Origin of the sequence: Phenylobacterium sp., assembly GCF_016124325.1 — a bacterium.
Taxonomy (GTDB): domain Bacteria; phylum Pseudomonadota; class Alphaproteobacteria; order Caulobacterales; family Caulobacteraceae; genus Phenylobacterium.
Window position 1 is genome coordinate 24,140 of record NZ_WGNY01000046.1, and the last position, 23,688, is coordinate 47,827.

General features: G+C 68.8%; 22 protein-coding genes and 2 pseudogenes. 14 read left to right on the top strand and 10 right to left on the bottom strand.

Annotation, left to right across the window (positions count from 1 at the left end; all coding sequences use genetic code 11):
- Window positions 1-151 precede the first annotated feature (151 nt).
- The 3 genes from GC203_RS22110 to GC203_RS22120 all read left to right on the top strand — a co-directional run bounded on the left by GC203_RS22110 (window position 152) and on the right by GC203_RS22120 (window position 3,867).
- The gene (locus GC203_RS22110; protein ID WP_293458942.1) at window positions 152-580 is read left to right on the top strand and encodes a hypothetical protein; all 429 of its coding nucleotides are present in this window, start codon (window positions 152-154) and stop codon (window positions 578-580) included.
- Between the two features lie 139 nt (window positions 581-719).
- On the top strand, window positions 720-2,807 hold the full coding sequence (locus GC203_RS22115) for a redoxin family protein (protein ID WP_293458944.1): 2,088 nt from the start codon (window positions 720-722) through the stop codon (window positions 2,805-2,807).
- Window positions 2,808-2,868: 61 nt separating this feature from the next.
- Window positions 2,869-3,867, top strand: a complete 999-nt coding sequence (locus GC203_RS22120) for a D-2-hydroxyacid dehydrogenase (RefSeq protein WP_293458945.1) — start codon at window positions 2,869-2,871, stop codon at window positions 3,865-3,867.
- A 26-nt stretch (window positions 3,868-3,893) separates the two neighbouring features.
- On the opposite strand, the gene GC203_RS22125 is transcribed toward GC203_RS22120, so the two are convergent.
- The gene (locus GC203_RS22125) at window positions 3,894-4,532 is read right to left on the bottom strand and encodes a TetR/AcrR family transcriptional regulator (protein WP_293458947.1); all 639 of its coding nucleotides are present in this window, start codon (window positions 4,530-4,532) and stop codon (window positions 3,894-3,896) included.
- Window positions 4,533-4,753: 221 nt separating this feature from the next.
- Between GC203_RS22125 and GC203_RS22130 the strand changes: the two are divergent.
- The 3 genes and pseudogenes from GC203_RS22130 to GC203_RS22140 form a co-directional block, all read left to right on the top strand.
- Window positions 4,754-4,924: pseudogene (locus GC203_RS22130) on the top strand (helix-turn-helix domain-containing protein); the annotation flags it as partial.
- Window positions 4,925-5,053: 129 nt separating this feature from the next.
- Complete coding sequence (locus tag GC203_RS22135) at window positions 5,054-6,151, top strand: glycosyltransferase family 1 protein (protein ID WP_293458979.1); 1,098 nt, start codon at window positions 5,054-5,056, stop codon at window positions 6,149-6,151.
- Between the two features lie 127 nt (window positions 6,152-6,278).
- A complete protein-coding gene (locus tag GC203_RS22140; protein ID WP_293458949.1) occupies window positions 6,279-6,767 on the top strand; it encodes an NUDIX hydrolase in 489 nt (162 codons plus the stop codon).
- Between the two features lie 10 nt (window positions 6,768-6,777).
- On the opposite strand, the gene phnE is transcribed toward GC203_RS22140, so the two are convergent.
- Genes phnE through phnC form a run of 3 tightly spaced genes read right to left on the bottom strand, consistent with a single transcriptional unit; the run spans window position 6,778 to window position 9,388 of the window.
- Window positions 6,778-7,581, bottom strand: a complete 804-nt coding sequence (phnE, locus tag GC203_RS22145) for a phosphonate ABC transporter, permease protein PhnE (protein WP_293458951.1) — start codon at window positions 7,579-7,581, stop codon at window positions 6,778-6,780.
- Window positions 7,578-8,597 (bottom strand): phosphate/phosphite/phosphonate ABC transporter substrate-binding protein, encoded by a 1,020-nt coding sequence (gene phnD, locus GC203_RS22150; RefSeq protein WP_293458953.1) that lies wholly within the window; start codon window positions 8,595-8,597, stop codon window positions 7,578-7,580. Before phnD ends, phnE begins: the two co-directional genes overlap by 4 nt.
- Window positions 8,594-9,388, bottom strand: coding sequence for a phosphonate ABC transporter ATP-binding protein (gene phnC, locus GC203_RS22155; protein ID WP_293458954.1), 795 nt, complete (start codon window positions 9,386-9,388; stop codon window positions 8,594-8,596). The genes phnD and phnC overlap by 4 nt, the downstream gene beginning before the upstream one ends.
- A gap of 206 nt (window positions 9,389-9,594) precedes the next feature.
- On the opposite strand from phnC, the gene GC203_RS22160 reads away from it, so the two are divergent.
- Window positions 9,595-10,863, top strand: a complete 1,269-nt coding sequence (locus GC203_RS22160) for a type III PLP-dependent enzyme (protein ID WP_293458956.1) — start codon at window positions 9,595-9,597, stop codon at window positions 10,861-10,863.
- Between the two features lie 101 nt (window positions 10,864-10,964).
- Window positions 10,965-12,020 carry a deoxyhypusine synthase gene (locus GC203_RS22165; RefSeq protein ID WP_293458958.1) on the top strand — a complete coding sequence of 352 codons (1,056 nt, stop codon included), beginning with the start codon at window positions 10,965-10,967 and terminating at the stop codon, window positions 12,018-12,020.
- Here GC203_RS22165 and ubiB read toward each other — a convergent pair.
- The gene (gene ubiB / locus GC203_RS22170) at window positions 12,017-13,513 is read right to left on the bottom strand and encodes a 2-polyprenylphenol 6-hydroxylase (RefSeq protein ID WP_293458959.1); all 1,497 of its coding nucleotides are present in this window, start codon (window positions 13,511-13,513) and stop codon (window positions 12,017-12,019) included. The genes GC203_RS22165 and ubiB overlap by 4 nt on opposite strands.
- 5 nt (window positions 13,514-13,518) lie before the next feature.
- A complete protein-coding gene (locus tag GC203_RS22175) occupies window positions 13,519-14,277 on the bottom strand; it encodes a class I SAM-dependent methyltransferase (RefSeq protein WP_293458961.1) in 759 nt (252 codons plus the stop codon).
- A gap of 47 nt (window positions 14,278-14,324) precedes the next feature.
- Here GC203_RS22175 and mutM point away from each other — a divergent pair, with 47 nt between their 5' ends.
- From mutM to dnaA, 5 genes are all read left to right on the top strand, one after another.
- Complete coding sequence (gene mutM, locus GC203_RS22180) at window positions 14,325-15,188, top strand: bifunctional DNA-formamidopyrimidine glycosylase/DNA-(apurinic or apyrimidinic site) lyase (protein ID WP_293458963.1); 864 nt, start codon at window positions 14,325-14,327, stop codon at window positions 15,186-15,188.
- Entirely contained in the window at window positions 15,185-16,045 is an 861-nt protein-coding gene (locus tag GC203_RS22185; protein WP_293458965.1) for a TraB/GumN family protein, read from the top strand. Before mutM ends, GC203_RS22185 begins: the two co-directional genes overlap by 4 nt.
- A gap of 28 nt (window positions 16,046-16,073) precedes the next feature.
- Entirely contained in the window at window positions 16,074-16,853 is a 780-nt protein-coding gene (locus GC203_RS22190) for an enoyl-CoA hydratase (protein ID WP_293458967.1), read from the top strand.
- A gap of 108 nt (window positions 16,854-16,961) precedes the next feature.
- Window positions 16,962-17,231, top strand: a complete 270-nt coding sequence (rpsT, locus tag GC203_RS22195; protein ID WP_293458969.1) for a 30S ribosomal protein S20 — start codon at window positions 16,962-16,964, stop codon at window positions 17,229-17,231.
- Between the two features lie 397 nt (window positions 17,232-17,628).
- On the top strand, window positions 17,629-19,086 hold the full coding sequence (dnaA, locus tag GC203_RS22200; protein WP_293458971.1) for a chromosomal replication initiator protein DnaA: 1,458 nt from the start codon (window positions 17,629-17,631) through the stop codon (window positions 19,084-19,086).
- 62 nt (window positions 19,087-19,148) lie between these two features.
- Here dnaA and GC203_RS22205 read toward each other — a convergent pair whose 3' ends face one another.
- Window positions 19,149-19,658 (bottom strand): hypothetical protein, encoded by a 510-nt coding sequence (locus GC203_RS22205; RefSeq protein WP_293458973.1) that lies wholly within the window; start codon window positions 19,656-19,658, stop codon window positions 19,149-19,151.
- A 210-nt stretch (window positions 19,659-19,868) separates the two neighbouring features.
- Between GC203_RS22205 and GC203_RS22210 the strand changes: the two genes are divergently transcribed.
- Entirely contained in the window at window positions 19,869-20,681 is an 813-nt protein-coding gene (locus GC203_RS22210) for an SDR family oxidoreductase (protein WP_293458974.1), read from the top strand.
- A 66-nt stretch (window positions 20,682-20,747) separates the two neighbouring features.
- On the opposite strand, the gene pnp is transcribed toward GC203_RS22210, so the two are convergent.
- The 3 genes and pseudogenes from pnp to GC203_RS22225 all read right to left on the bottom strand — a co-directional run.
- On the bottom strand, window positions 20,748-22,892 hold the full coding sequence (pnp, locus tag GC203_RS22215; RefSeq protein ID WP_293458975.1) for a polyribonucleotide nucleotidyltransferase: 2,145 nt from the start codon (window positions 22,890-22,892) through the stop codon (window positions 20,748-20,750).
- Window positions 22,893-23,134: 242 nt separating this feature from the next.
- On the bottom strand, window positions 23,135-23,404 hold the full coding sequence (gene rpsO, locus GC203_RS22220; protein WP_293458977.1) for a 30S ribosomal protein S15: 270 nt from the start codon (window positions 23,402-23,404) through the stop codon (window positions 23,135-23,137).
- A 16-nt stretch (window positions 23,405-23,420) separates the two neighbouring features.
- Window positions 23,421-23,688: pseudogene (locus GC203_RS22225) on the bottom strand (tRNA pseudouridine(55) synthase TruB); the annotation flags it as partial.

Genomic DNA, 23,688 nt, shown 5'->3' on the forward strand with positions numbered 1-23,688 from the left:
GCGGCTCGAGATGACACCGGCGGACGAGAGCATTGCGGACTGGATGGATCGGCGGCGGCGAGAGGTCGAAGGATTCTCGGAAGCAGAAGCGAAGGGGTTGCCCGCGAGCGGGGTCTATTCCAACACCTACGACGACTAGAACGAGGTCCGCATGATCGGCGCAATGCTCGCAGTGATGTTGGCGAGTGCGACTCCCGCGGCCCAACAGGCGCCGCCTTGGGACCTCGACTACTACCGTATCCACGTTCGTTCGGCGGCCCAATGCATGTACGCTGACGGCAGCCGGTCGGTGCTGCTGCGCACGGAAAACCCGCGCATGGCCGGCTTTCTGTTTGTCCCGAGCGACGATAGCAGCGGGATCATGATCCCAGTCGAATTGAAGCGCGGAAAACTGTCCAGCTTCGAAGCGAACGGGGGCGTCACAATGTATCACATGATTATCATGGCGGTTTCGCACCTGCTGAAGATACACAGCGAGCCGTTGGCGGGGCGCGATCTCGACGCCTTCCTCGCTCGGCCGCACCCCCCGGCGTGCTCGCGCAAGAGCTTCGAGGCCGACCTGTACGACAACAACGAATAGGCGCCCCTCCCCATCTGAACATTGATTAGAAATAATGATGCAATGGGCATGTGCTTCGCTATGATCTGGCGTAACGCACAAATCTGAAGTTCGACCTCAGGGCCGCTCTCCGCCCCAGGGTCCAGGGGAGGTTATCGGGATGAGCACGCTTCGCGTTTCCGCACTCGCGACCACGGCCGCATCGGCGCTGCTGTTCGGCTGCACGAGCGATGGACAGGCCCCGAGCGCCCTGGCGTCCGGCACGCCGACGGCGGCGGTGGAAGCGGCCCCGGCCGTCGCGACGCCCACGATGGTCGACAACTTCATGCTCGCCGACACCAACTACATGGGTCACGAGCTCTATCGGATGACCGACGCCAAGGCGATCGTGATCGTCACCTCGATGAACGGCTGCCCGATCGTCCGCAACCTGGGCCCGCAGCTGAAGGCGCTGCAGGCCAAGTACGGACCCCAGGGCGTGAAGTTCTTCATGCTGGACTCGGCCCTGCAGGACAACCGCGACTCCGTCGCCAAGGAAGCCGCGGAGTTCGGCTACGACATTCCGATCCTGATGGACGTCAACCAGCTGGTCGGCGAGCAGCTCGGCGTCACGCGGACGGCCGAGTTCTTCGTGATCGATCCGAAGACCTGGAAGATCGCCTATCGCGGCCCGCTGGACGACAAGCTGGACTACGGCTCGCAGAAGGGCGCGGCCGATCATCCCTGGGCGTCCAACGCCATCGAGGCGGTGCTGGAGGGCAAGCCCGCCGTGGCCGCCACCAAGCTGAGCCCGGGCTGCCTCGTCGACTTCCCCAACCGCGGCAAGGGCGCCCAGCTCACCTATGTGAAGGACGTCGCCCCGATCCTCGACAAGCACTGCGTGGCCTGCCACTCGGAAGGTGGGATCGGCCCGTTCGCCATGTCGAGCTACGAGATGGTCAAGGGCTTCTCGCCGATGATCCGCGAGGTGATCCGCACCGACCGGATGCCGCCGTGGAACATCGATTCCCACGTGGGCAAGTGGGCCGACGACAAGAGCCTGACGAAGGACGAGATCCAGACCATCGTCCACTGGGTGGACCACGGCGCGCCGCGCGGCGAAGGGGCCGATCCGCTGGCCGCCGAGCACCACGTCGCCCAGGAGTGGCCGCTGGGCAAGCCCGACCTCATCCTGAAGATCCCGACCTACACCATCCCCGCCTCGGGCGTGGTCGACTACCAGCACCCGGCGATCGCCAACCCGCTGAAGGAAGGCCGCTGGATCAAGGCCTCGACCTTCAAGGTCGACCAGCGCCAGGCGGTGCACCACTTCCTGACCGGCTACATGACCGAGATGCCCGCCGACGGCCAGGGCACCGAGGACAAGTGGGGCTCGTCGGTCGGCGGCTATGCGGTGGGCTCGGAGTCCACCATGTGGCCGAGCAATGTGGGCACCTACCTGCCGGCGGGCGGCGCCATCGGCGTGCAGGCCCACTACACGCCGTTCGGCAAGGAAGTGACCGACCACTCCGAGCTGGGCCTCTACTTCTACAAGGAAGGCGAGAAGCCCGGCCTGGTGATGCGCAGCTCGGTGATCGTGGACAACTCGATCGTCATCCCGGCGGGCGAGGCGCGGCACGAGGAGACGGCCTACATCAATGTGCCGAAGGACATGCTGCTCTATTCGGCGTTCCCGCACGCGCACTACCGCGGCTACGCGTCGGACATGTGGATCGAGTATCCGGACGGCACCAAGAAGATGCTGCTGGCCATGCCGCGATACGACTTCAACTGGCAGCGCGAGTACACCTTCGCCCAGCCGCTGAAGGTGCCGGCGGGCTCGAAGCTGATCGCCCACTACTGGTACGACAACTCCAAGCAGAACCCGGCCAATCCCGACCCCAAGAAGGAGATCCGTTGGGGCCTGCAGTCGTGGGATGAGATGCTCTACACCGCCATCCGCTACCGCTGGGTGGACGAGACCTCCACGCACCTCGTCGAGTACGACAAGCTGATGGACCAGACCCGCCTGCTCGGCATGTGGGACGACAACATGGACGGCAAGATCGAGCAGGCCGAGTTCAAGGGCGACTTCGGCGACAAGCTGCGGCCCTACTTCGCCATGATGGATCAGGACAAGTCGGGCGGGGTGGAGAACTCCGAGCTGATGGCGGCCCTGAAGGTCATGCGCGAACGCAGCCGCAGCGCCCAGGCGCAGAAGCCGCCGGCGCCGGCCAAGCCGACCAGCTCGGGCGGCGGCGGGCGCTGATCTCGCCGCTCGCGCTGGCCAAGACGGCCCCTCCCTGGCAAGACCGCCGGGGAGGGACCTCATGCGCCTGCTGATCCACGAGAAGGCCTACGGCCGTGTCGCCGACGCCATCGCCGAGCACGGCGCGGTCGTCGAACCCCTGATCGTCTCCGACGACGGGACCATCGCGCTGCACGGCGCCCCGGTGAGCGTCGACGACGCCGCGCCCGAGGTGGTGTGGGCCAACGCCGACGCCTTCTTCGGCGGCGCGTCGCGCGCCTTCATGACCGCGGCCCTGAAGTCGCCGGGCCTCAAGTGGGTGCAGAGCGGCGCGGCGGGCTTCGACCACGCCGTCTTCGGCCAGTTCGTCCAGAAGGGCGCGCGCCTGACCACCAGCCATGGCCAGGCCGTGGGCATGGCCGACTATGTGCTCTGGGGCGTGCTGGATGCGCTGCAGGGCGGGCCGGGCCGCCGCGCGGCCCAGGCGGCGCGCGAATGGGCCCGGCTGCCGTTCCGGGAGATCGACGGCTCGCACTGGGTGGTCCTGGGCTTCGGCGCCATCGGCAAGGGCGTCGCCGCCCGCGCCCGGGCCTTCGGCGCCCAGGTGACGGGCGTGCGGCGCAATCCGGCGCCCGATCCCGCCGCCGACCGGATCGCGGCGCCGGGGGACCTGCCCGCGCTGCTGCCGCAGGCCGATGTGGTGGTGCTGTGCGCGCCGGCGACGCCGGAGACGCACCACATCGCCGACGCGGCCTTCTTCGGCCGGATGAAGGCGGGCGCGATCTTCGTGAACGTGGGCCGCGGCGCGCTGGTGGACGAGCCGGCCCTGCTGGCGGCGCTGGATCGCGGCGTCCCGGAGCACGCCGTGCTCGACGTGTTCGAGACCGAGCCCCTGCCGACCGAGAGCGCGTTCTGGGGTCATCCGCGGGTGACGCTCACCGGCCACGCCTCGGGCTTCAGCGGCGGCAACGCGCCGCGCAACGACGCGCTGTTCGTGAAGAACCTGGGCCGCTACCTGGCCGGCGAAGCGCTGCTGAACGAAGCCGATCCCAAGGACGTGCTGGCCGGTATGGCCGGGTAGGGCCGGCGGGATCGTCCCGGCGGCTTCTAGTCCACCCAGAGCGCCGACATGTCGCCCTTGCGGTTGAGGATGCGCACGGCGCGCTTGACCACGGCCAGGAGGCGTTCGCGCCGCTCGTCGGCGTCGTAGGTCATCGACCCCTTGGCCAGCCCCTCGAGCAGGAAGCGCCCCAGGTCGCGGCTGGTCTGGAACCGGGGGTCCTGGCCGGCCTGCACCATCGCGCCGAAACGGTCGCCGCCCCACTGGGCGTGGTCGAACGCGCCGCGGGAGCTGGCGAGCTTGTCGCTGACCATCGGATCGGTCCGCGCGGCGGCCTCCAGTTCGGCGAACGCCACGAACGGGGTCTCGTGCAGCAGCCGCCAGTAGACGTCGATGGCGTGTTCGGCGGCGTCGACGCCCGGCGCGGCCGGTGCGGCCGCGGCCTGCTCGGACAGCCGCGCGCGATTGAGGTCGATGTGCGCGATCGCCGCTTCCACCAGCTCCTCGCGGGTGGCGAAGTGGTAGAGCATCGCGCCACGGGTCAGGTCGGCCGCTTCGGCGATCACCGCGTTGGTCGCCGCGTGATAGCCGATCTCGGCGAACAGGCGCATGGCGGCGTCGAGGATGCGAGCGCGCGTGCGTTGCGACTTCGGAGTCGCCTTCAGCGGGTAGGCGTGCGCGTCCATGGAACCCAAATGGGGCGACCTTGCGAGGCCTGCTATGAGCGATCCTCCTATCTTCGGCCTTCGCACCTGCACAATCGGCATTATTTGAAACGCGCGTTTTCGACGCGGGCTGGCGGCCGTTTGGGCGCCCCGCGACCGCCTCTATGGCAATTTCGTGTAACGACGCGATCTGTTGACAGTCGCCATGCACTCATGACAGGTCGACTGCCATGAAACCGCCCATGCCCAATCTGAGAGACCGGCAGCGGGAGGAGACGCGCGCCCAGATCCTGCGCGCCGTGGGCCGCCAGCTCGAGACCCGGTCGCTGGAGGACCTGAGCTTCGCCGAGATCGCCCGCGACGCGGGCGTGGGCGAGCGCACGGTGTACCGCCATTTCCCCACCAAGGAAGCCCTGCTCGGCGCCTTCTGGGCCTATATGCAGAGCCAGGCGTTCGGCCAGGCCGAGCGGTCCAAGCCGATGCGGTCGGACCGCCGCGTGCGCGAGGCGATCATCTCGGCCACCCGCGACGTCCAGCGGCCGATGCGCATCCTGATCGCCACCGACGCCTGGGAGCCGCAGGTCAACGGTGTCGTCCGCACTCTGACGCGGGTGGTGAGCGAGCTGCAGGCGATCGGCCACACGGTGGAAGTGATCCACCCCGGCCAGTTCAAGACCTTCCCCCTGCCCACCTATTCCGAGATCAAGGTGGCGATCGGCGTCTACGAGCCGGTGCAGGAGCTCTTCAAGGCCTTTGAGCCCGAGGCCATCCACATCGCCACCGAAGGGCCCATCGGCCTGGCGGCGCGGCGAATCTGCGTGGAATGGAAGCTGCCTTTCACCACCAGCTACCACACCCGCTTCCCGGAATACGTCTCGGCCCGCCTGCCGCTGCCGTTGGCGGCCGGCTACGCCTACATGAAGTGGTTCCACAAGCCGTCGGGGCGGATGATGGTGGCGACGCCCACCATGCAGAAGGAGCTGACCGCGCACGGCTTCCGCAACATCTCGGCCTGGTCGCGTGGCGTGGACACCGAGGTCTTCCACCCCCGGCGCGACGACGAGCCCGACATCTTCGCCGATCTGCCGAAGCCGGTGTTCCTCTACGTGGGCCGGGTCGCGGTCGAGAAGAACATCGAGGCCTTCGTCGCCCTCGATCTCCCGGGCAGCAAGGTGGTGGTGGGGCCGGGTCCCCAGCTCGAGGAGCTCAAGGAGAAGTACCCGGACGTGATCTTCAAGGGCCCGAAGTCGGGCGCCGAACTGGCCGCCCACTACGCCTGCGCCGACGTCTTCGTTTTCCCCTCGCTCACCGACACCTTCGGCCTGGTGATCCTGGAGGCCATGGCGGCGGGCACGCCGGTGGCGGCCTATCCGGCGCCGGGGCCGATCGACCTGATCCCGGGGTCCGGCGCGGGCGTGCTGGCCCTGACGGCGACCGAGGGCCTGCGCGAAGCCTGCCTGCAGTGCCTCCAGCTCGACCGAGGGAAGGTGCGCGCCTTCGCCGAGGGCTTCTCGTGGCGCGCCTGCGCCGAGGACTTCGTGAAGAACCTCCAGCCCTATCCCGAGCCCGAGAAGACCCGGTTCTGGCGGCGGCTGCGGCGGCTGGCCCGCGTGCGGCGGCGGCGGGAAGAGGCGGCCTGAGCGTTCACGGGGTCGCGGCGAACCTTTCGGCGCGGCCGAATGGCGCCGCTCGATATGACACTTTTATGACAAACCGCTTGGCGTAGATCGGAACCATGCGTAAACCGCGCGGCTCTACGGCCGCGCGATGGCCGAATCAGCGAAGGGCCGCGACGCCGCGCCGATGGGAAAGAAGAGTAACAACAGGCTGCGCCGCGAACCCGACCGCGAGCCGCGCACCCAGTACGCCGCGCTGCCGTGGCGCCGGCGCGCCGACGGATCGGTGGAGGCCCTGCTCATCACGTCGCGGGAAAGTCGCCGCTGGGTGATCCCCAAGGGCTGGCCGATGCGCGACACCAAGCCTGCGCCCTGCGCCGCACAGGAGGCCTTCGAGGAGGCCGGCGTCAGCGGCCAGACCGGCCGCAAGAAGCTGGGCGTTTACCACTACGACAAGCGCCTGCGCAGCGGCCGCCTGCAGCACGTCCGCGTGCAGGTCTATCCGCTGGAGGTGGCCCAGGAACACGCCGACTGGCCCGAGGCCGCCCAGCGCGAGAAACTCTGGACGACGCCGAAAGAGGCGTCCGAACTGGTCGACGAGCCCGAGCTGAAGGCCCTGCTGGCCAAGTTCAAGGGCTAGGTTCCGGGGTCTACATCAGCCGGCTGCGGATCGCCTGGCTCAGCATGTCGATCAGGCTGACCGCCACGATGATCACCACCACGATCGCGGAGGTGCGGGTGTAGGCGAAGGCGTTGAGGGAATCGAACAGCAACTGGCCGATGCCGCCAGCGCCGATCAAGCCCAGCACCGTGGCGCTGCGGCTGTTGGATTCGAAGCGGTAGAGCGCATACGAGGTCCACAGCGGCGCCACCTGCGGGATCACGCCCCAGATGATCTCATGGAGCTGCGCCGCGCCCGTGGCGCGGACGCCTTCCACAGGCCCCCGGTCGATCGCCTCGACGGCCTCCGAGAACAGCTTGGCCAGCACGCCCGAGGTGTTGACCGCCAGGGCCAGCACGCCGGCGAACGGGCCCAGACCCACGGCCACGATGAACACCGTGCCGATCACGAGGTCGGGCGCGGATCGCACCACGTCGAGCACCCTGCGGATCGGCAGCTGGATCCAGGGCGGCGTCATGTTGCGCGAGGCTAGCAGGCCCAGCGGGATCGCCAGCACGATCGCCAGGAAGGTGCCCCACATGGCGATCTCGATCGTCAGCCACATCTTGTCGACGTAGAGCTTCCAGTCCGAGAAGTCGGGATGCAGGAAGTCGCGCCCGAACTGGCGCATGTTGTCGGAGTTGCTCCAGAGCAACGGCAGCTTGTGGATCTCGGCCGGGCCGAACGCGATCAGCAGCAGGGCGATCACCCCGCCCCAGAGCAGCATGTCGGGCGCCCGCTGGATCAGGCTGCGCGAAGGCGGCGGCGGAATGGCGCCGGGTTGGACGCTCATTGGGCGGCGGACGGGTCGGCGGCGCGGGCCTTGGCGGCGGCGGCCTGCACCTTGTCGAAGGCGGCCTGGGCCGCGGCGATCTTGGCCTTGTCGCCCGAGCGGCGGGCCGCGGCGAGGTCTTCGGCCGCCTCCATCTCGCGCACGGGATCGAGGTAGCTGTTGTCGGCGGGGCGGAAGCCGCCATAGGCGAGGCCCTTGAGCACCTCGCGCTGCTTCTCGGCCTTCTCGTCGGTTCCGGTGCCGTAGGTGAGGAAGAACTGGCGGATCTTCTCCTTCAGCGCCGGATCCAGGTCCTTGCGCACGACGATCGAGGACTCCGGCAGGGGCGGGGACTCCCAGATCACCTCGATCTTGCTGGCGACCTCGGGGTTCTCGCGCCCGGCGAAGAGGAGGCCCACCGAATTGTTCGTGGCCGCGTCGACCACCCCGTTGGCGACGGCGAAGGTGTTGGCCTGGTGGCTGGCCGAGCGCACCGTCTTGAAGCACTTCGTCGGGTCGATGCCGCGTGGCGTGAAGACGTAGGCCATGGGGGCCAGCGTGCCCGACGTCGACTGGGCGTCGCCGAGCCCGAAGTTTAGCGTGCCGTCGCACTTGAGCAGCTTGTCGAGGGTGATCCCGCTGCCCTTCTTCACGATGATCACCGACTTGTAGGTGGCGTCGCCGCCGGCATCCACCACGCGGCCCAGCACCTCGCCGTCGGCGCGGTTGATCGCCTGGAGCGCGGGCGCGGCGGAGAACCAGCCCATCTGCACCTGCTTGAAGCGCATGGCCTCGACGAGGCTGGTGTAGTTGGTGGCGAAGAACGGCTTCACCGGCACGCCGATCTGGGCCGAAAGCTCGTCGAGCAGGGGCTGCCAGAGGGGCTGCATCGAGGTCTGGTTCTCGGCCGACAGGATCGAGAAGGTCAGCGTCTCGGGCTGGGCGCCGGCGGCGGGCTTGTCGTCGGGCTTGCCGCACGACGAGAGGCCGAGGGCGGCGGCGGCCAGGGCGGCGCAGAGCAGGCTGCGGCGGATCATTGCGGCGCTCCTTCCCAGAATACGTCCTCGAATTCCGGGCCATAGATGTCGATCAGTCTGTCGCGGGTCAGGCCCTCGGCGGAGCCGTCGTAGACCATGCGGCCGGCCTTCAGGGCCACCACGCGCCTGCAGTAGCGAAGGGCGTAGTCGACCTGGTGCAGGGTGACGATCACGGTCAGGCCGTCCTGCTGATTGAGCTCCCGCAGGATCTCCATCACCCGGCGGGCCGAGACCGGATCGAGCGAGGCGACGGGCTCGTCGGCCAGGATGATCTTGGCCTTCTGCACCAGGGCGCGGGCGATGGCGCCCCGCTGCTGCTGGCCGCCCGACAGCGTGTTGGCCCGCTGGGTGGCGTATTCGGCGACGCCGAAGCGATGCAGCGCCGCCATGGCCGCCTGCTTGGTCTCGGCCGGCCACAGGCCGAAGGCGGCGCGCCAGAAGCCGATGCGGCCCAGCGAGCCCAGGGCGACGTTGGTGAACAGCGAAAGCCGGCCCACCAGGTTGAACTGCTGGAAGATCATCCCGATGCGCGTGCGCGTCCGGCGCACGTTCGGCGAGATCTTTCCGTTCTCCTGAACCGGCCCGTCGAAGGCGACGATCACGCCCGGGCCGGCGTCGATCGTCTGCAGCGCGCTGATCGAGCGCAGCAGGGTGGACTTGCCGGATCCCGACGGGCCGATGAGCGCGATCATCTCGCCCTTGCGGACCTCGAGGGATACGTCGTCGAGCGCTCGGCGCTGTCCGAAGGTCTTGGTGGCGTTCCGTATGGACAGAACGGCGGCGTCTGACATGGGGCGGCGGCGCTTTCCCGAATAAGGCCCGGGGCTACATGGCACGCCGGAACGGCGCGGGTCTAGCGCGCGAGCGTGACGCACAGCCAGGACTTTACATTCGCCGTCAAAAACCCTATTTGCGCGCCTTCCGGCGGACCCCGTTGTCCTAACGAAGCGCTGCTAACGCCGGTCTGGGTTCAACAATCCGTTGGGGGTTGCGTGAGGTGCACACGTACCATACGCCCCTGGACCTGGTCCGTGAGCGGTCTCCGGAGCGTCCTGTCGCCCTTGTGCGACCGGATGCGGTGGCCGTAGCGGCGCGCTGGTTCCAGGACAAGTTTCAAGGCGACGTCTTCTACGCCGTTAAGGCGAACCCTTCGCCATGGGTGATCCGCACCCTGGCGGAGAACGGCGTCAATTCGTTCGACGTGGCGTCGATCCGCGAGGTCGAGCTGGTCGCCGAGCATGCGCCCGGCGGCCGGATGGCCTTCATGCATCCGGTGAAGAGCCGGCGTGCGATCGAGCGCGCCTACTACGACTTCGGGGTGAAGACCTTCTCGTTCGACACCCACGAGGAGCTCGCGAAGATCCTCGAGGCCACCGGCGGCGCCGACGACCTGTCGCTGATCGTGCGTCTGGCGGTCGCGACCGACGGGGCGTCGTACTCGCTGGCCGGCAAGTTCGGCGCCGAGACGCATGAGGCGCCCTCGCTGCTGCTGGCCGCCCGGCGCGCCACGCAGGACCGCATGGGCGTCTCGTTCCATGTGGGCAGCCAGTGCATGCGCCCCACCGCCTTCCAGGCCGCCATGGCCCAGGCCAGCCGCGCCATCGTGCGCGCTGGCGTGGTGGTGGACGTGGTCGACGTGGGCGGCGGTTTCCCGTCGGTCTACCCAGGCATGATCCCGCCGGACATGAGCGACTACCTCGACTCCGTTCAGCGCGGCTTCTCCGAGATGATGGTGACCGAGGGCGCGGAGCTGTGGTGCGAGCCTGGCCGCGCGCTGGTGGCCGAAGGCACCTCCATGCTCACCAAGGTCGAGCTGAAGAAGGGCGACGCGCTCTATCTGAACGACGGCAGCTACGGCAGCCTGTTCGACGCCGCCCACGTGAAGTGGCCGTTCCCGGTGAAGCTCTACCGGGGCGCCGCCGATGCGCACGAGGTGGCCGGCCCGCTGAAGCCCTTCCGCTTCTACGGCCCCACCTGCGATTCCCTCGACCACATGCCGGGCCCGTTCTGGCTGCCGGAGGACGTGCGCGAAGGCGACTACGTCGAGATCGGCATGCTGGGCGCCTACGGCGTGGCCATGTCGACCGGCTTCAACGGGTTCGGCGACGCCGAGACCGTCGAGGTGCGGGACGCCCCGATGGCCTCGATGTTCGGCCTGGCCGGCCGTTCGATCCGCACGCCCCGCGACGAGCAGGCCGACGACCGCAAGGTCGTCCGTCTCTCGCGGCCCAAGGGCGCGGCCGGAAAGAAGCGCCGCAAGCGCTAAGAACGGTCACGAAAGTGCTATAGGCGCGGCCGGTCGCTCCGTCCCGGTCGCGCCTTTCTGTTTCTGGACGGGCGATCACCCTCGGAAGGGAACTTCAGAAGATGAACGCTCCGGCGAACACCAACCGCAAGGCCGAGCTCCTGGCCAACACCGTCGAGCACGTGGCGATCGACCAGTACGACGCCCGGCCGGTGATCGACGCCATGCGCGGCATGAGCTTCACCAGCCGCGACACCGCGCGCGCCGCCGACATCTGGTCGATGAGCCTCGAAGATCCCGAGTGCTCCACCTGGCTGACCCTGGCCGGGTCCACCAGCGCCGGCGGCTGCATGCACATCTACCGGGACATGGTGAAGCACGGGATGATCGACGCGATCGTGTCGACCGGCGCCTCGATCATCGACATGGACTTCTTCGAGGCCCTGGGCTTCCGCCACTACCAGGCCCAGTCGAACGTGGACGACCGCGACCTGCGCGGGCTCTACATCGACCGCATCTACGACACCTACATCGACGAGGAAGAGCTCCAGAACTGCGACGGCACGATCTACGAGATCGCCGAGAGCCTGGAGCCGCGCCCCTATTCCAGCCGCGAGTTCATCCATGAGATGGGCAAGTGGCTGGCGGCGGGGAACGCCAAGAAGAAGGACAGCCTGATCGAGACGGCCTATCGCGAGGGCGTGCCGATCTTCTGCCCGGCGTTCACCGACTCATCGGCCGGCTTCGGCCTGGTGAAGCACCAGGTGGAGCGGATGAAGGCGGGCAAGCCCTACCTGACCATCGACTCCGTCGCCGATTTCCGCGAGCTCACCGAGATCAAGCTGAAGGCCGGGGCGACCGGCCTCTTCATGGTGGGCGGCGGCGTGCCGAAGAACTTCGCCCAGGACACCGTCGTCTGCGCCGAGATTCTCGGCCACGAGGTCGACATGCACAAGTACGCGGTCCAGATCACCGTGGCCGACGTGCGCGACGGCGCCTGCTCGTCCTCGACGCTCCAGGAGGCCTGCTCGTGGGGCAAAGTCGACGTGACCTGGGAGCAGATGGTGTTCGCCGAGGCCACCACCGTGGTCCCGCTGATCGCCTCCGACGCCTTCCACCGCGGCTCGCACAAGGCGCGCAGGAAGCCGCGTTGGGCCGACCTGTTCGCGAAGGGCTAACCCAGCCAGGTCCCCGCGAGGAACGCGGCGCCCGACGCCAGCGCCCCCAGGGCGAACCATAGCAGCGCCCCGCCCGTCGGCCTCTCAGGCGCCGGCGGGGCGGGCGTATGCGTCTGGGCCTGCAGCAGGCGGCCGATGTTGCGCAGGGCGTCCTCGGCCTCGTGGGCGAAGACCCGCACGCGGCTGACGGGCGACAGCTCGCGGGCGATCCAGCGGCGCACCACGGGCTCGGCCGCCGCCCAGATGTTGTGCGCCGGGTCGATCCGGCGGGCCACGCCCTCGACCGTCATCATCGTCTTCTGCAACAGCACCAGTTCGGGCCGCAGCCGCATCTCGAAGAGGGCGGTGATCTCGAAGAGCTGGGTCAGCACCCGGCTCATGGCCACCGCATTGGCCGTGCGGCCGAACACCGGCTCGCCCACCGCCCGCAGCGCCTGGGCGAAGGCCGAAACGCTGTGACGTGCCGGTACGTACCCGGCGTCGAAGTGCACCTTGGCCACCCGCTCGTAGTCGCGTTGCAGGAAGCCCCAGAGGATTTCGGCCAGGTAGCGCCGCTCGGTGGGGCCCAGCCGGCCGATGATGCCGAAGTCGACCGCGTAGAGCTTGTCGGGCGCGGCGGCGAACAGGTTGCCCTCGTGCAGGTCGGCATGGAACACGCCGTGGTCCAGCGCCTGGGCCAGGAAGGCGCGGGTGAGGTTGTCGGCCAGACCCTTGCGGTCCAATCCCGGCTGTTCCAGGGCCGCGTCGTCCGAGAGCGGAATTCCCGGCGCCCACTCCATGGTCAGGACGCGCTTGCCGACGCCTTCCCACACCACCTTCGGCGTGGCCATGTAGCCGTCCTTGGCCATCACCTCGCTGAGCTCGTCCGCGCCGGCGGCCTCCAGCCGCAGGTCCAGTTCCAGCTCGGTGGCGCGCACCACGGTGGCGGCGAACTTGACCGGCTCCAGCCTGCGGGCCGGGGCGATCCAGCGCTCCACCAGCCGGGCCGCCAGGTTCAGCGCCGCGGAGTCGGCCGCCACCCGGCGCTCGATGCCCGGGCGCAGCACCTTGACCGCCACCCGGCGCCCGTCGGCCATCGTCGCTTCATGCGCCTGGGCGAGGGAGGCGGCGGCCACCGGCTCGCCGAAGGTCGCGAACACCTCGTCGACCGGCCGGCCCAGCTCATCGCGGATTTGCGCCCGCGCCTGGAGGGTCGGAAAGGGCGGCAGCTTGTCTTTCAGGTGGCCGAGGTCCTCGGCGAAGGTGCGGCCGAAGATGTCGGCGCGGGTCGAGAGCAACTGGCCCAGCTTGATCGCCACCGGCCCCAGGGCCTCGAACGCACGCGCCAGCCGCTCGCCCGGCCGTCCGTACCGCCGCGTCGCGAACAGCCGCAGCGCGTCGGCCAGCATGCGCACCGGCGGCGGGTAGAAGCCGTCCAGCTCGCGCGGCAGCAGGGCGTCGTTGCGGACCAGGGTCCACCCCGCCCCGATCATCCGCAGGAAGGCGCCGGCCATCCGGCTCAGATCGCCCGGCCGGTGTGCAGGGCCGCCACCCCGCCGGAAAAGTTGGTCCAGCCCACCTGGCTGAAGCCGGCCTCGCCGATCATCGCGCCGAACCGGCGCTGGTCGGGGAAGCGGCGGATGCTCTCCACCAGGTACTGGTAGCTCTCGCGGTCGTTGGCCACGCGGGCGCCGATCTCGGGGATCACCTTGAACGAGTAGGCGTCGTAGGCGGCCCTCAGGGCCTCGCTGACGGGCCTGGAGAACTCCAGGCACAGGAACCGTCCGCCGGGCTTCAGGACGCGCCTGGCCTCGCGCAGGGCCCCGGCGATATCGGTCACGTTGCGGATGCCGAAGCTGATGACATAGGCGTCGGCCGCCGCGTCGGGCAGCGGCAGCCGCTGGGCGTCGCCCACCGCCCAGCAGATCTCGGGCATGCCGCCGCGCTCGCGGCCGGCGGCGATCATCTCGGCGTTGTAGTCGATCACGAAGACGGTGGCGTCGTCGCCGCCCCGGCGTTCCTGGACGCGGCGGGCCATGCGGGCGAAGCGGCGGGCCATGTCGCCGGTGCCGCCCGCGCAATCGACGATCGTCTCGCCCGGCTGCGGGTTCAGCCGCGCGGCCACGGCGTCCTTCCAGAGCCGGTGCACGCCCGCGCTCATCAGGTCGTTCATCAGGTCGTAGCGGCGGGCCACGCGGTCGAAGACGCCCCGTACGAGGCCGGGCTTCTCCGCCGCGTCGACGTCTCGGAAGCCGAAGGTGGCGGAAGGTCCGGTCATGGCGCTGCTCATAGACGCGAAGCCCGCGGCGTGCAAAGCGGTGGCGCATGCCCGAGCTTCCCGAAGTCGAGACGGTGCGCGGCGGATTGGCGCCGGTGCTGGAAGGCCGCCGGCTGGCGCGCGTGGAGGCGCGAAGGCCCGACCTGCGGTTTCCGCTGCCGCCGGATTTCGTCCAGATCCTCACCGGCGCCGAGGTTGAACGGCTGGAGCGGCGGGCGAAATATCTTCTGGCGCGGCTCGACCGCGAGGACACCCTGGTCATGCACCTGGGCATGAGCGGCCGCTTCGAGATCGCGCGGCCCGAGGGGGAGGAGCGGCCCGGGCATTTCCACTACGCGCCCGATCCCGACCCAAAACATGCCCACATCGTGTTCGAAACCGACGCCGGCGTGCGGGTGACCTACTACGACCCCCGCCGGTTCGGATACATGGCGCTGATCAACACCGCGACCCTCGACCTGCATCCCTGGTTCGCCGGCCTCGGCCCCGAGCCGCTCTCCGACGCGTTCGACGCCGCGCACCTGGCCGCCGCCTTCGCCGGCCGCAAACAGGGACCCAAGACCCTGCTGCTCGACCAGCGGATCGTCGCGGGCCTGGGCAACATCTACGTCTGCGAGGCGCTCAACCGGGCCCGCATCTCGCCCTTCAAGCCGGCGGGCCGGGTCGCGGCGTCGCGGCTGCCCGGGCTCGTCGAGGCGATCAAGGACGTCCTGCGCGAGGCGATCGCCGCCGGCGGCTCCACCCTGCGCGACTTCGCCCAGGCCGACGGGGCGCTGGGCTACTTCCAGCATCGCTTCCGCACCTACGACCGCGAGGGCCAGCCCTGCCGAAACGACGGCTGCGCGGGCGTCATCCATCGCGAGGTCCAGGCGGGCCGCTCCACCTTCTACTGCCCGAAGTGCCAGAAATGACGCGTCTCCTCGCCGGTCTCCTCGCCGCCCTGACCCTCGCCGCTCCGGCGTGGGCCCAGCCGCCCGTCTGGGTCGTCCGCGACGCCGATTCCGAGATGGTGCTGTTCGGCTCGGTGCACGTGCTGCCCCCGGGCCTCGACTGGCGGCCGCAGGCGCTGAACCAGGCGCTGGCCCAGGCGGACGACGTCTGGTTCGAGCTGCCGGTCGGGCCTGAGTCGGAGCAGGAGGTGGCCCGCCTGGCGGCGTCCCTGGGCGTGCTGCCGCCGGGCAAGTCGCTGTTCGCCATGCTGCCGCCGGCCGACGCCCGGCGCCTGGTCAAGGTCGCGGAGGCCTATGGGGTCGACAAGTCCACACTCGACCGGCTCGAGCCCTGGCTGGCCGAGGTGGCGCTGGGCGGCGCGGTCTATCGCAAGGCCCAGGCCGACACCGCCAACGGCGTCGAGCAGGCCATCGCCGCCGCCGCCCCGCCCGGCGCGCAGCGGCGCGCCCTGGAGACCCCGGCCCAGCAGATCGCCTTCTTCGACGGCGCTCCCCTGGCCGACCAGCTCACCTCCCTGCGCCAGACCATCGCCGAGATCGACGACGACCCCGAGGGTTACAAGGAACTGGTCGCCGCCTGGATGGCCGGCGACGTGAAGGCGCTCGACAAGGAGGCGCTGGCCCCCATGCGCAAGACCACGCCGGGCGTGTTCCGCCGGCTGGTCACCGAACGCAACGCCGCCTGGGTCCGCGAGCTCGACGCACGGCTGAAGGGCCGGGGCCGCACGGTGGTGGTGGTGGGCGTCGGCCACCTGATCGGCAAGGGCGGGCTGCCCGCCCAGCTCCGCGCGCTTGGCTATTCCGTCTCGGGGCCTTAAGGCGCGGGGGCCAACCGCGGAGCGCCCCATGACCTGCGAGACCCTGATCGTCGAGCAGCCCCAGCCGGGGGTCACCCTGATCCGGCTCAACCGGCCCCAGGCGCTGAACGCGCTCAATTCCCAACTGCTCGACGAGCTTTGCGCGGCGCTCGACGCCATCGAGGCCGACGAGGCCGCGCGCTGCGTGGTGCTGACCGGTTCCGACCGCGCCTTCGCCGCCGGCGCCGACATCAAGGAGATGTCCGACAAGTCCTACGCCCAGATGTTCGCGAGCGACTTCTTCGGCCCGGCCGCGCGCCGCATCGAACGGTTCCGCAAGCCGATCATCGCCGCGGTGGCGGGCTACGCGCTGGGCGGCGGCTGCGAACTGGCCATGCTGTGCGACTTCATCATCGCCGCCGAGACCGCCAAGTTCGGCCAGCCCGAGATCAACCTGGGCGTTATGCCCGGCATCGGCGGCACCCAGCGCCTGCCGCGCGCCGTGGCCAAGGCCAAGGCCATGGACATGGTGCTGACCGCGCGGATGATGGACGCCGCCGAGGCCGAGCGCGGCGGCCTCGTCAGCCGGGTCGTCCCCGCCGACAAGATGCTGGAGGAGGCGCTGGCCGCCGCCGGCAAGATCGCGGCCCAGTCGCCGCTGGCCGTGGCCATGAACAAGGAGCTGGTGAACGCCGCCTTCGAGACCACGCTGTCCACCGGCGTGGCCATGGAGCGCCGGCTCTTCCACTCGCTCTTCGCCTTCGAGGACCAGAAGGAAGGCATGGCGGCCTTCGTCGAGAAGCGTCCTGCGGACTTCAAGGGCCGGTGAGGCCTTCGGGGCCATTGACCGGCGGGGACCATTTCAGTATATCCGCGCCTCCGATTTCGCCCGCCGTCGCTCGGCCGGGCGCAATGCCCGTTTCGAGAGCTTAGACGAATGGCCAACACGCCCGGCGCCAAGAAGGCGGTCCGCAAGATCGCCCGCCGCACTGAAGTCAACACCGCCCGCCGGTCGCGCGTGCGCACCTTCCTGCGCAAGTTCGAGGAAGCTGTGACGTCCGGTGACGCCGCGGCCGCCAAGGACGCCTTCGTGAAGGCCGAGTCGGAGCTGATGCGCGCCGTGACCAAGGGCGTCGTTCACAAGAACACCGGCTCGCGGAAGGTGTCGCGCCTGGCCGCCCGTCTGAAGAAGATGTCGGCCGCCTGAGGTCGTCACGGCAGAGGTTGTAATCCCTCTTCGCCTCTAGGAATTCTGATCGGCGACGCCCCTGCGGCGTCGCCGATTTTTTGTGTGCGCCGCACCCTGTTTCGGGCCTGTCGTGCGACATTTTGTTCAGGCTCGGAGGGAGGTTTCTGAGCTTCCCCTTGAACTGAAAAGGCTCCTTGCTGAGTCAACAAAAATATGAGCCGCCGGGGCGAAGAATCACCGTTGACCCCCCTCTGAGCCCGATTAGTGTCGGGGGTCTTACAGGCGGTTTGGCTTGATCCCGGTCTCAACCGGGACGCCGGCGGATCACAAGTGTTCGCCGAATAACCCTCTGTTTTTGTAGCGTAACTGAGCTGGTTGGGGGGTTCGGGGCCCTGGCCTGAGCGGCGGATGTTCGATGGGGTTTCCAGGAATGACGAGTGGGGGGGTTGCGGGAGCTATGGCGAGCGCGCCGGCGACAGCCGTGTGGAGCAAGACATGCCAGGTTCTGAAGCGCGAACTCGGGGACGCCACTTTCGGTTCGTGGCTGGGCCACGCGGCCCTGCGCGAAACGGCGGAGGAAGTGTGCGTGGTCGCCGCCACGGGCGTCGCGCGCGACTGGATCCGCAACAATGCGTGGCGGCGTATAGGAGAACTATGGGCCCAGCATGATCCGTTGGGCCGTCGCCTCGACTTGAAGAGCCGCATGGAGGTGGAGTCCGGTCAGGCGTTCGCCGCGCCCGTGAACGCCCCCGTCGCCGCCAACGCGCCCGTCCCGGCGCAGGTCTATGAAGTGGAGGTCGAGGCCATGGCCCCCGTCGCCGTCCGGCAGGGCCGCCTGCAAGGCCTGCAGGAACGCTATTCGTTCGACACCTTCGTCTCGGGTCCGGCCAACGAGTTCGCCTTCGCGGTGGCGCGCCGCGTGGCGAGCTGGGCCGACGGACACTTCAACCCGGTTGTCTTCCACGGCCCCTACGGCTTCGGCAAGACGCACCTGCTGAACGCGCTCGCCTGGGAGGCGCTGCGCGCCTGCCCGAACAAGCGGGTCGTCTATCTTTCGGCCGAGCGGTTCACCTCGGCCTTCGTGCGCGCCGTGCAGGACCGCCAGACCGCGGCCTTCAAGGACGAGCTGCGCAACGCCGACCTGCTGCTGATCGACGACGTCCACTTCGTCGCCGGCAAGACCCAGACCCAGGAAGAGCTGTTCCACACCCTGATCGCCCTCGTCGAGGACGGCCGCCGGGTGGTGCTCACGGCCGCCCGCTCGCCCACCGAGCTCAGCGACCTGGAGCCGCGGCTGCGCAGCCACCTGCAGGCGGGCCTGGTCTGCGGCATCGAGCCGGCCGACCGGAACCTTCGCCTGGGCATCCTGGAGCGCAAGCTGCAGACGCTGGCGCAGCAGGGCGGCTTCCATCCGGCCGCGCGGCCCGAGGTCCTGCAGTTCCTGGCCGACCGCTTCACCGACAGCGTCCGCGAGCTGGAAGGCGCGCTGAACACGTTGGTGGCCCGGGTGGGCGGCGACATCGCCCGCCTCACGCTGGACGAAGCCCAGGCGATCGTCCGGCCGCACCTGTCGGTCTCGGAACGCCGGGTGACGGTGGACATGATCCAGAAGACCGTGGCCGAGCACTACGGGATGAAGCAGGCCGACCTCACGTCCGAGCGCCGCGCCCGCGCCGTGGCCCGTCCGCGCCAAGTGGCCATGTGGCTGGCCAAGCAGATCACCACCCGCTCGCTGCCCGACATCGGCCGCCGCTTCGGCGGGCGTGACCACACCACGGTGCTGCACGCCGTGCGTCGTATCGAGCAGCTCAAGCAGGAAGACGCCGCCATCGCCCGCGACGTCGATGTGCTCCTGCGCAAGCTCCGGGGGTAGGGGGCACTGGGAGAGCGCTGACCGAGGGCCCGCTGCGAGGCGGGCCCTTTGTCGTTTCCGGGTCAGGCCTTCGCCCCGCCGATCAGCCCCGCGCCGCCAAGGGCGAAGCCGGTGCAGAAGAGAGCGCTGGCGGCCGTGAAGCCCATGGGCCAGTGCAGAGCCACTCCGGCCAGTCCCACGACGAAGCTGGCGATCCAGCCGACGCCCACCCAACGACCGACGCCACCACCCGGGACCAGGCCCGCTCCGGCCACCGCCAGCGCCAGGCCCAGGACCGCCGACGCGGTCTGATAGGCGTCGCCCGGCAGCGGAAGGCGCGCGCCGGTGCGGATCAGGGCGAAGCCCAGGATGGCCCCGACGAACCCCGCCGCTCCGAGCCAACCCCGAAACTTCGGCAGGCCGGCGAACAGGCCGATCAGGCCCAGCATCAGCAGCACGTCGATGGTCAGGTACAGCGTCTCTCCCGATAGCCGCGGGATCGTCACGGTCGGGAAGGCCGCGTTGAGCCTCAGCAGCGCGCCCAGGAGCGCACAGGCGCCGGCGAGCCGCAGGAGCAGGGTGTCTTGGCGCATGGGCGTCCTCAATGAGCAGCGGGCCCAACGAACAGCGGGCCAAGTCGCCTGATTCCGCGCGGCGCGGAAGACGTCGCGTCCTTCAAGGAAACGGCGTGGCCGCCCGAGAAAATATGATGTTCATCATATAATGACGCCGCGCGAGACCCTTCCCACCTTATCCCGACGGCCGGCGGATGGACCCCGACCGCTGTCTGCAAAGGAATAGCCATGAGCCAAGGGAATAAGGGCGCCGCCCTGGTGACCGGGGCCTCCAGCGGGATCGGCGCGGTCTATGCCGAACGACTGGCGCGCCGGGGCCACGACCTCGTCCTCGCCGCGCGCGATGCGGCGCGGCTGGAGGCGCTTGCGGCCCGCCTGCGCGCCGAGGCCGGCGTCACCGTCGAAGTCATACGCGCCGATCTCACGGTGCGCGACGACCTCGCCGTACTGGAATCGCGCCTGCGGGACGATCCCGCGATCGAGCTTCTGATCAACAACGCCGGCGCTGCCTACTTCACGCCCTTCGCCGCCTCCGATCCGGATCAACTGGAGAACCTGATCCAGCTCAATGTCGTGGCCGTGACGCGCCTGGCCGCGGCCGCCGCGGCCGGCTTCGTCGCTCGAGGGCGCGGCGCGATCGTCAATATCGGTTCGATCGTCGGCCTGTCGCCAGAGTTCAAGAGCACGGTCTACGGCGCCACGAAGGCGTTCGTGCTCTATCTCACCCAGTCGCTCAACGAAGAACTCGCAGGGTCGGGCGTGCGCCTTCAGGCCGTCCTGCCGGGCGCGACACGCACCGAGATCTGGGACCGCTCGGGCCGCGGGATCGAGACTGTGCCGTCCGAGATCCTGATGGACGTGAACGATCTGGTGGACGCCGCGATCGCCGGGTTCGATCAGGGCGAGCTGGTCACGATCCCTTCGTTGCCCGACGCGGCGGATTGGCAGGCGCTGGAGGCCGCACGGCTCAGGCTCGGCCCGAACCTGTCGCGGAGCCACCCCGCGGCGCGCTACGGCGTCGCCGTCCGCGAGCCTGCTTGAGGCTGTAATGGAAAGGGCGGCCGGATCGCTCCGGCCGCCCTTCAAGTCCATGGAAGTTGAAGGCGTTTACGCCTCTTCCTTCTCCTCGGCCTTTTCCTTGGCCGACAGGTCTTCGCCCGTCTGCTGGTCGACGATCTTCATCGACAGACGCGTCTTGCCGCGATCGTCGAAGCCCAGGAGCTTGACCTTCACTTCCTGGCCCTCGGTTAGCACGTCCGAGACCTTGTTCACGCGCTCGTTGGCGATCTGGCTCACGTGGACCAGGCCGTCCTTGGCGCCGAAGAAGTTCACGAAGGCGCCGAAGTCGACGATCTTCACGACCTTGCCGGTGTAGATCTGGCCGACTTCCGGCTCGGACGCGATCGACTTGATCCAGTCCTTGGCCGCGTCGATCTTGGTCTGCTCGGCGGCCGCGATCTTGATCGTGCCGTCCTCGCCGATGTCGATCTTGGCGCCGGTCTTCTCCACGATCTCGCGGATCACCTTGCCGCCCGAACCGATCACTTCGCGGATCTTGTCGACCGGAATCTTGATGGTCTCGATCTTGGGCGCGAATTCGCCGAGTTGGCCGCGCGGGGCGTCCATGGCCTTGCCCATCTCGCCGAGGATGTGCTCGCGGCCGCCCTTCGCCTGGGCGAGCGCCTGCTTCATGATCTCCTCGGTGATGCCGGCGATCTTGATGTCCATCTGCAGCGACGTGATGCCGTCGGACGTGCCGGCGACCTTGAAGTCCATGTCGCCCAGGTGGTCCTCGTCGCCGAGGATGTCGGACAGCACCGCGAACCCGTCCTTCTCGAGGATCAAGCCCATGGCGATGCCGCTCACCGGCTTCTTCAGCGGGACGCCGGCGTCCATCAGCGCCAGCGAAGAGCCGCAGACCGAGGCCATCGACGAGCTGCCGTTGGACTCGAAGATCTCCGAGACCAGGCGGATCGTGTAGGGGAATTCCTCGTAGGCCGGCAGCATCGGGCGGATCGCCCGCCAGGCCAGCTTCCCGTGCCCCACTTCACGACGCCCAGGGGCGCCCATGCGGCCCGTCTCCCCGACCGAGAAAGGCGGGAAGTTGTAGTGCAGCATGAACTTCTCATAGTACTTGCCCTCGAGGGCGTCGATGAGCTGTTCGTCGTCGCCGGTGCCGAGCGTGGCCACGACCAGCGCCTGGGTCTCGCCGCGGGTGAACAGCGCCGAGCCGTGGGCCCGGGGCAGCACGCCCACTTCCGAGACGATCTGGCGAACCTGGTCGACCTTGCGGCCGTCGATGCGCACCCCGGTGTCGAGGATGTTGCGGCGCACGACGTCGGCTTCCAGCTCCTTGAACACGGCGCCCAGCTTGTCGGGCGCGATGCCGTCCGGATTGGCGTCGGACTTGCCGAACTTCTCGGTGGCCTTGGCCTTGGCCGCGGCGACCGCGTCCTGGCGTTCCAGCTTGGCCACGATCTTGTAGGCGGCGGCCAGGTCCTTGCCGATCAGCTTCTTCACGTCGGCCTTGAGCGCCTCGGTGTCTTCCGGCTGGAAGTCGAAGGGCTCCTTGGCGGCGTGCTCGGCCAGCTCGATGATCGCCTCGATCACCGGCTGCATGCCGGCGTGGGCGAACATCACGCCCTTCAGCACCTCGTCCTCCGAGAGTTCCTTGATCTCGGACTCGACCATCATGACGGCGTCTTCGGTGCCGGCGACCACCAGGTCCATCCGGCTTTCCTTCATCTCGTCGAGGGTCGGGTTCAGGATGTACTGGCCATCGACGAAGCCCACGCGGGCGCCGGCGATCGGGCCCATGAACGGGGCGCCCGAAAGCACCAGGGCGGCCGAGGCGGCCACCATGGCCACGATGTCGGGATCGTTCTCGAGGTCATGCGCCAGCACGGTGGTGACGACCTGGACCTCGTTCTTGAAGCCCTTCACGAACAGCGGACGGATCGGACGGTCGATCAGGCGGCTGGTGAGGGTTTCCTTCTGCGAGGGGGCGCCCTCGCGGCGGGGGAAGCTGCCGGGGATCTTGCCCGCGGCGTAGAACTTCTCCTGGTAGTTCACCGTCAGCGGGAAGAAGTCCTGACCGGGCTTCGCGCTCTTCGCATAGACGGCGGTGGCCAGCACCATGGTCTCGCCGTAGGTCGCGAGCACCGCGCCGTCGGCCTGACGGGCCATGCGGCCGGTTTCGAGCGTGAGGGTCTTGCCCCCCCACTCGATGGTCTTTTTCTTGATGTCGAACATTTCGTCTTCTTTCTCATCCCGCGGGCGTATTCCCGGCGGGGACGGACAGGGGATCGGTCTTCCGAAATCCTCTCCAATGGCGCAGGCGGTGAGGATCTCGTTTGACCCTCGGCGTGTGTGGGGCCTCCTACGGGAGGATATCGCCCCGGTCGCCGCATCCATCCCCCGGCCTGCGACGGAGGAGCAGCCTCAAATACGAAACGGACCCGATCCCCTTGCGGGACGCGGGTCCGGTCGGAAACCTAGCGGCGCAGGCCGAGCTTCTCGATGAGCGCCTGATAGCGAGCCGCGTCGGACTTCTTCAGGTGGTCGAGGAGCGAACGGCGGGCGGAGACCAGCTTCAGCAGGCCCCGGCGCGAGTGGTTGTCCTTCTTGTGCGTCTTGAAGTGTTCGGTGAGGTTCGCGATCCGTTCGGACATGATCGCCACCTGGACTTCGGCGCTGCCCGTGTCCGCTTCTGCGCGGGCATGGGTCTTGATGACTTCGGCTTTACGTTCGGCCGTGATCGACATCGGGGTTCTCCGCTCTTCAAAGGTTGAAGACGCGCGAGGGTTCGAGCCGTCCCGCACGCATCTCGCAGAGCGCCACCATCGTCCCGCCAGACATCGCGGAAACGGTGCGCGAGCCCGGCTTCAGCCCGGCCTTCACCGCTTCAACCTGTCGGGGAACGAGAACGATCGATCGTCCCTGCTTCAATCGGAAGGCGTCTTCGTCGGTCACGGCCAGCGCCGGGATGTCGTCCAGCGCGGTCTCGACCGGAAGCAGGGCCTCCGATTGGCGGGCCTCATAGCCCAAA

Bases quoted from the DNA above. Each gene is read 5' to 3' on its own strand.
- GC203_RS22110 (WP_293458942.1), top strand. From the start codon at position 152: ATGATCGGCGCAATGCTCGCAGTGATGTTGGCGAGTGCGACTCCCGCG.
- GC203_RS22205 (WP_293458973.1), bottom strand. From the start codon at position 19,658: ATGCGCCAAGACACCCTGCTCCTGCGGCTCGCCGGCGCCTGTGCGCTC.
- GC203_RS22135 (WP_293458979.1), top strand. From the start codon at position 5,054: ATGCGCATCCTGATCGCCACCGACGCCTGGGAGCCGCAGGTCAACGGT.
- GC203_RS22125 (WP_293458947.1), bottom strand. From the start codon at position 4,532: ATGGACGCGCACGCCTACCCGCTGAAGGCGACTCCGAAGTCGCAACGC.
- GC203_RS22165 (WP_293458958.1), top strand. From the start codon at position 10,965: ATGAACGCTCCGGCGAACACCAACCGCAAGGCCGAGCTCCTGGCCAAC.
- phnC (WP_293458954.1), bottom strand. From the start codon at position 9,388: ATGTCAGACGCCGCCGTTCTGTCCATACGGAACGCCACCAAGACCTTC.
- pnp (WP_293458975.1), bottom strand. From the start codon at position 22,892: ATGTTCGACATCAAGAAAAAGACCATCGAGTGGGGGGGCAAGACCCTC.
- rpsT (WP_293458969.1), top strand. From the start codon at position 16,962: ATGGCCAACACGCCCGGCGCCAAGAAGGCGGTCCGCAAGATCGCCCGC.
- phnE (WP_293458951.1), bottom strand. From the start codon at position 7,581: ATGAGCGTCCAACCCGGCGCCATTCCGCCGCCGCCTTCGCGCAGCCTG.
- mutM (WP_293458963.1), top strand. From the start codon at position 14,325: ATGCCCGAGCTTCCCGAAGTCGAGACGGTGCGCGGCGGATTGGCGCCG.
- rpsO (WP_293458977.1), bottom strand. From the start codon at position 23,404: ATGTCGATCACGGCCGAACGTAAAGCCGAAGTCATCAAGACCCATGCC.
- GC203_RS22210 (WP_293458974.1), top strand. From the start codon at position 19,869: ATGAGCCAAGGGAATAAGGGCGCCGCCCTGGTGACCGGGGCCTCCAGC.
- phnD (WP_293458953.1), bottom strand. From the start codon at position 8,597: ATGATCCGCCGCAGCCTGCTCTGCGCCGCCCTGGCCGCCGCCGCCCTC.
- GC203_RS22185 (WP_293458965.1), top strand. From the start codon at position 15,185: ATGACGCGTCTCCTCGCCGGTCTCCTCGCCGCCCTGACCCTCGCCGCT.
- GC203_RS22115 (WP_293458944.1), top strand. From the start codon at position 720: ATGAGCACGCTTCGCGTTTCCGCACTCGCGACCACGGCCGCATCGGCG.
- GC203_RS22120 (WP_293458945.1), top strand. From the start codon at position 2,869: ATGCGCCTGCTGATCCACGAGAAGGCCTACGGCCGTGTCGCCGACGCC.
- GC203_RS22140 (WP_293458949.1), top strand. From the start codon at position 6,279: ATGGCCGAATCAGCGAAGGGCCGCGACGCCGCGCCGATGGGAAAGAAG.
- GC203_RS22175 (WP_293458961.1), bottom strand. From the start codon at position 14,277: ATGACCGGACCTTCCGCCACCTTCGGCTTCCGAGACGTCGACGCGGCG.
- dnaA (WP_293458971.1), top strand. From the start codon at position 17,629: ATGGGGTTTCCAGGAATGACGAGTGGGGGGGTTGCGGGAGCTATGGCG.
- GC203_RS22190 (WP_293458967.1), top strand. From the start codon at position 16,074: ATGACCTGCGAGACCCTGATCGTCGAGCAGCCCCAGCCGGGGGTCACC.
- ubiB (WP_293458959.1), bottom strand. From the start codon at position 13,513: ATGGCCGGCGCCTTCCTGCGGATGATCGGGGCGGGGTGGACCCTGGTC.